Source organism: Zarconia navalis LEGE 11467, assembly GCF_015207075.1.
Taxonomy (GTDB): Bacteria; Cyanobacteriota; Cyanobacteriia; order Cyanobacteriales; family Geitlerinemataceae; genus Zarconia; species Zarconia navalis.
The window spans coordinates 1-5690 of the sequence record NZ_JADEXN010000364.1 but is presented as its reverse complement, the minus strand read 5'-3'; the positions used below and the strand labels follow the sequence as shown (position 1 = coordinate 5690).

At 53.1% G+C, this 5690-nt stretch carries 5 protein-coding genes; all 5 read right to left on the bottom strand.

Annotated elements, in window-relative coordinates:
• Nucleotides 1-680, bottom strand: a 680-nt coding sequence (locus tag IQ235_RS17095; protein WP_264322636.1) for an FAD-dependent oxidoreductase, incomplete at its 3' end; no start/stop codon positions are given.
• A gap of 18 nt (nt 681-698) precedes the next feature.
• On the bottom strand, nt 699-1805 hold the full coding sequence (gene cobD / locus IQ235_RS17090) for a threonine-phosphate decarboxylase CobD (protein WP_264322635.1): 1107 nt from the start codon (nt 1803-1805) through the stop codon (nt 699-701).
• A gap of 8 nt (nt 1806-1813) precedes the next feature.
• Entirely contained in the window at nt 1814-2092 is a 279-nt protein-coding gene (gene hbs / locus IQ235_RS17085; RefSeq protein ID WP_264322634.1) for a non-specific DNA-binding protein Hbs, read from the bottom strand.
• Between the two features lie 362 nt (nt 2093-2454).
• Complete coding sequence (locus IQ235_RS17080) at nt 2455-2997, bottom strand: hypothetical protein (protein WP_264322633.1); 543 nt, start codon at nt 2995-2997, stop codon at nt 2455-2457.
• A gap of 188 nt (nt 2998-3185) precedes the next feature.
• Nucleotides 3186-5690, bottom strand: a 2505-nt coding sequence (gene ppc, locus IQ235_RS17075) for a phosphoenolpyruvate carboxylase (protein ID WP_264322632.1), incomplete at its 5' end; no start/stop codon positions are given.

Genomic DNA, 5690 nt, shown 5'->3' with positions numbered 1-5690 from the left:
GCATCGGGATCTTCGTAGGGCAACATGTGAGTCCCAGCCACGACGATCGTCACCTGAGTTCCTAGCCGCGCCAGAATTTGAGCGATTTCGATCGCGACGGGATCGTCTCCGATAATCGTTAACTCCTGGGGTGGCTTTTGCTCCTTCGCAAGCCAATGGAGGAGGGTTTGGGGGGTCAAATATCCCGTTTCCGGTAGCCCTTCAATCCCTGTAGCCATGGCGCGAGAACCGACAGCTAATAGATAATTTCGCCCGCGCAATCGCCGTCCGTTCGCTGCAAAATGGAGGGTAGGTTGGCGACAAAATTCGCCATCTCCTCGAATCACATCGATTCCCAAAGAAGACAACACCGCTGGGGCATTTTGTTCTGTGAGGTTTGCTGCAGCAGCAGAGGACCAACGAAGGAGACGATCGAAATTGACAGTGGGGGGTTTGGGTTCGACGGTGCGATCGCCATCCCAAGACAAGCCAATCTGTTGGGCCTGCTGCATTTGTTGGAGAAGCGGCAAAATTAGATTTGATGGCAGATTCGACGGCAGATTCTCGGCAGAACCCTTCACCGCCCCAATCCTGTGGGGTTCGACCAAAGCCACCCTTGCCCGCAGAGCATTTGCAGCGATCGCCGCATCGATGGCAACCGGACTACCACCCAAAATCACAATATCGTAGTCAAATGCCATCCAATTTCAGTACCAGATTCACAGTGGGGAATCGATTGTCTTTGCAACATCGGTCAGACCAGCGAGCAAGCGTTGATTTTCTTCTCGAGAACGGACGGCAACTCGGAAGTAGCCATCGCCTAGCTCGGGAAAACTCAGACAGTCGCGAATCAGAATACGGTGACGCTCTAGTAAGATTTTTTGGACTTGAGAACTGGGGCATTTCGAGCGCACCAACAGAAAATTAGCGGCCCCTTCATGACAGTATAATCCCGGTATCTGCTCGATTCCAGTCTTGAGTTGCGATCGCGCGCAGGCCAACCAATCCCAAGTTTGCTGTTGAAATTCAGTATCGCGAGTGACTGCCACACCAACTAGGTCTGCAAAGGTATTCACCGACCAGGGATCGCGCCATCGCCCCCAGCGTTGTAGTCTCTCGGGATGGGCGATGGCGTATCCCAGTCGCAGTCCGGGAATACTGTAAAACTTGGTTAGCGATCGAACGACAACCAAGTTTTTCCACTCGCGAATCTGGGGAATGAGGCTTTGTTGTTGGTGGGGGGGCAGAAAATCCATAAACGCTTCATCTACCACCACCAGGGAAAATCGCTCCAGATATGGCTCGACGATCGCTCGAGACCAAAGTTTTCCTGTCGGATTATGGGGATTGTTGAGCAACAGTCCGATCTCGTTGGCAGTTCCCGATGGAGGAAGAGGCACGGGCAGTTCATCGCTGGGGTTGCGCTCTTCCCCATGTTCTTCTAATGCTATCGGACAGGCTCGGACGCAAGCGTTATTCGCTTCTAGCGCTCGCCAATAATCTCCAAAGGCGGGAACAACTAAATATGTTGTATCGAGGGATGCAAGTTCTCGTCCCGCCCAGGTAATTAGTTCCGCTGCCCCGTTTCCAGGCATAACCCAGTCCGGGGGCAGTTGGTGAAATTTACCTAGTGCTTGCCGCAGTTGACAATACTCCGGATCGGGGTAAGCCCGAAGAACCCGTACCCGATCGCGAAGAGCCGCGATCGCACTTTTGGGTGGTCCCAGAGGATTGATACTGGCTGAAAAATCCAGAATATCCGAGGGAGAGCAGCCGGCGATCGCGGCTGCCCAACGCAAGTTTCCCCCGTGAGACGGTCGGTTCAACGTCTGGTTTACTTAGGGGCGACCTTCTCTTTAAACAGTTTGCCCGCAGAAAATGCTGGCACTTTGGTGGCGGGAATGTTCATCTTTTCACCCGTCTTGGGATTGCGACCCTCACGAGCTTTGCGATCCCTCGACTCAAACGAGCCAAAACCGACTAAGGTCACTTTATCATCGCTCGAAACCGCTTCCATGATGGTTTCGAGGGCTGCGGTTAGCACCGCATCGGCTTGCTTCTTGGTCACGTCAGCTTTGTCAGCAACCTTGTCAACCAGTTCTCCTTTATTCATATGAAAACTCCTTTGTTGTTTTTGGGATTCATCTTTGCAGGTGGTTTCAGCAATAAGGGGCTGAAACTCCTATAGACTCATTGTTTCACTGACTTATTCTAAAGGCTGTCTGTCGAATATGGATCGATAGAAACGTTAATTTATCTAGATTTCGAGTTTTTTGGGGAATCCAACGGCTTTTTTTCTGGATTTTTTACCCGATCGTACCGATTAGGGGGACGCAGCCATGGAAGAATTGGGGAATTTTAGCGTTTGGTGAATTATCCAAATTAGAACACCATTTGCGCGCGTCCTGTCCCAATTTACAAAAACATTTGTCAGCTCTCCACGCCCTATCCACACAATTCACAATTCACAATTCGCTACGATCGCCCGATTCCTGAAAATATTTGTGTCAACAAATTGGATAGAAAATTAGGAGACAGTTGCAGCGAGGCAGAGGGGGTGGGTAAGGTTTCGTGAGTGGTGAATCGATCGCCCACCAATCTTTGACCGGTACTGATGGGATTGCCAGCTTCGTCGTTCTCGACGATCTCTTCAAAAACAGGTTCGATCGAAACCTGCATCACCTCGCTGTCGGAAATCGGCATTTCCAGGGTTTGGGGATTCAATCGATCGTCCGCACTGGCAACCCCAGAAAATGCCGAAACCTCGAAAGATTGCCCCCGGTTTCCGCTAGCCCTTCCGGGAGAGTCGATCGGATCTGCCGATCCGCCAAAAGAGAGACTTCCTGAAGTTCCCGAGACCGTAAGCTCTGCTCCAGAAAAGGAATTGGGAATCACCGGAGGCACGATCGTCCCATTAACGACGGTGGCGGCTGATGGGGGGTTAACGCCGCCGAAGCCGATAAACAAGCCCCCATTGCTGACAACGAAAGTATCGCCCAAACCGAATGAAAAGCTCATTGCATTTCTCCCAACGCAAGTTCGATAAACCGTTATAGCTAGGTTGAAGATAGCGCGGATACCTCCAGAGCGAGCTGGGGGAGCTTGGGAGGCTTCGGGAGCTTCGGAGGTAACGAGTGCGCTCCCATCTCCGCGTCACCGCGTCTTCGTGTTTCCGAATTCCGAATTCCGACTTCCGACTTCTCCCCTCAACCAGTATTTCGCATCCCGGCGGCAATCCCGTTCAACGTCAACAGCGCCCCCCGCAGCAATTCGCCTTTACTGTAGCGGGAGTGAATCACCCCTGGAGTCGAAATCACACCATGTTGGCGCAGGCGCTTGAGTAGGGCCACTTGCAACAAACCCAAGGGCACGATCGTGGCGTTGCGCAGTTGGACGGAGCGCTGGAGAGCCGGATCGCCATCTAAGAGACGTTGATTGCCCGTCAGCTTGAGAATCAGATCGCGGGTGAGATGGTACTCGCGAGAAATCTGCTCGAACAGGCGCTCGAATCGCTCGCGATCTTCGGGTTTCGAGAGTTCGCTCACGTAATGTTGTGCCACTTGCAAGTCCACTTTGGAAAGGGTCATTTCCACCTTAGACACGACCATTTTAAAGAAAGGCCATTTGAAGTAGAAGTAGCGCAGCAGTTGCAGGTGTTCTTCGGGAGCTTCTTGCAAAAACTCTTGAAGAGCGGTTCCCACGCCGTACCAGGCGGGGACGAGGAAGCGGGTTTGCGTCCAGCTAAACACCCAGGGAATCGCCCGCAGTCCGGCGAGATCTTTCTTTTTACCACCCCCTCGACGGGCCGGACGGGAGGAGATTTGCAGTTGGGAGATTTCGGCGATCGGGGTAACTTGGTGGAAGAAATCGATGAAATCTGGCTGCTCGTAAATCAAAGATCGATAGTGAACGCGCGATCGCGCTGCCAGCTCTTCCATAATCTCGTTCCAGGGTTCGATATCGTCGAATCCACCCCGGAGCAAACTCGACTTAATCACGGCGGAGGCAATGGTTTCGAGGTGGTAGAGCGTCAACTCCGGTAGGGAGTATTTCGAGGCGAGAACTTCTCCCTGTTCGGTGATTTTGATGCGTCCGTTGATGGTATGACCGGGTTGGGCTAAAATCGCTTCGTAAGCCGGGCCTCCACCCCGCCCGACGGAGCCACCGCGTCCGTGAAAAATCCGCAGTTGCACGCCGTAGGGATTGGCGATCGCTTGCAGGGATTTTTGGGCTTTGTGAATTTCCCAGTTACTGCTCAAAAATCCGGAGTCTTTGTTGCTGTCGGAATAGCCGAGCATCACCTCTTGCAGTGAAGGCTCGAAGGAGACCGGTCGATCGTGTCCCCCTGCCAGGAGCGATCGATACAAGGGTAGCTCGAACAGCTCCTGCATCACTGAGGGGGCGCGTTTGAGATCTTCGACAGTTTCAAACAAGGGAACCACTTGAATCGTCCCGATCCCCGTCGCTGGATCGTAGAGTCCCGCTTCTTTGGCCAGCAACAACACCTCTAACAGGTCGCTAACATCGTGGCTCATGCTGATGATATAGGTCTGGCACAGCTCCACGCCGAACTCTTGCTGGAGCAACCGGACGATACGGAAGGTTTCGATGGTTTCGCGAGCGGTTTCGGAGAAGGGTAACTCCGAAGGAATTAGGGGTCGTCGGGTTTGCAGTTCCGTGGCCAACCACACCACTTTCTGAGCTTCGGAGAGTTTGTTGTAGGGTTTGGGGAGAATCTCCAAATATTGGGCGATTTCGTTGAGGGTGTCGGAATGGCGCGTCGATTCTTGACGGATATCCAAGTGAGCGAGGTTAAAGCCGTAGATTTCCACCTGGCAGATGAGGGTTTCGAGGGCGCTGCAACGGATACCCGTCTCTTGCAGGGTGCGTTGAATCAGTTCTAATTCCGCCAAGAACTCCGCACCGGAGCGATAAATGGCCGAACTCTGGGGTTCGGGGATCTGCCGCCGCCAATTATCTTCTTGATACAATCGCCAGTTGCGATCGCGGGTATTTTCGAGCCGCTGTTGGATGTAGGCGAGTTTGAGGCGATAGGGTTCTTGGCGATAGCGGATGGCTTGTCGATCGTAGATTTCGGGCATCTGCAATCGATCCTGCTCGATGGATTCGAGCAGCTCGGGGAGGACATCGCTCCAGTGGAGGGACAAGCTCAAGAGTTGCGTTAAGTCTTCAACGGAGTCGATATATTTTTCTAAGACCAAGGAGCGTTGGTAACAGGAGGTTTGCCAGGTGACTTGGGGGGTCACCGATGGGTTGCCATCGCGATCGGACCCCACCCAAGAGCCGAATTTGCAGAAGTTATAGCTCGGAGGCGTTAGATTTGGGAATGTGGCTTGCAGGTTGCGGGTGATGCGTTGGTAGAGTTGAGGCAGGGCATCGAATAAGACTTCTTTGAAATAGTGAAGGGCATATTCGACTTCATCGAGGACGGCGGGTTTGAACTGGTGCAGTTCGTCGGTACGCCACCATAGGCGAATCTCTTCGGTGAGTTGTTCTTGGAGGGCTTCGGCTTCTAGGGAGGATGCCATACCCAAGGTTTTCAGTCTTTCTTCGACACGATCGAGCTGGCGCAAGATTCGGGCGATCCGCCGTTGTTTGGCGCGGATGGTTTGGCGGACGATTTCCGTGGGGTGGGCGGTAAACACCAATCGGATATCGAGGTTGTCGAGCAGTCTTTGGATCTGCTGGGG

Bases quoted from the DNA above. Each gene is read 5' to 3' on its own strand.
- hbs (WP_264322634.1), bottom strand. From the start codon at position 2,092: ATGAATAAAGGAGAACTGGTTGACAAGGTTGCTGACAAAGCTGACGTG.
- IQ235_RS17080 (WP_264322633.1), bottom strand. From the start codon at position 2,997: ATGAGCTTTTCATTCGGTTTGGGCGATACTTTCGTTGTCAGCAATGGG.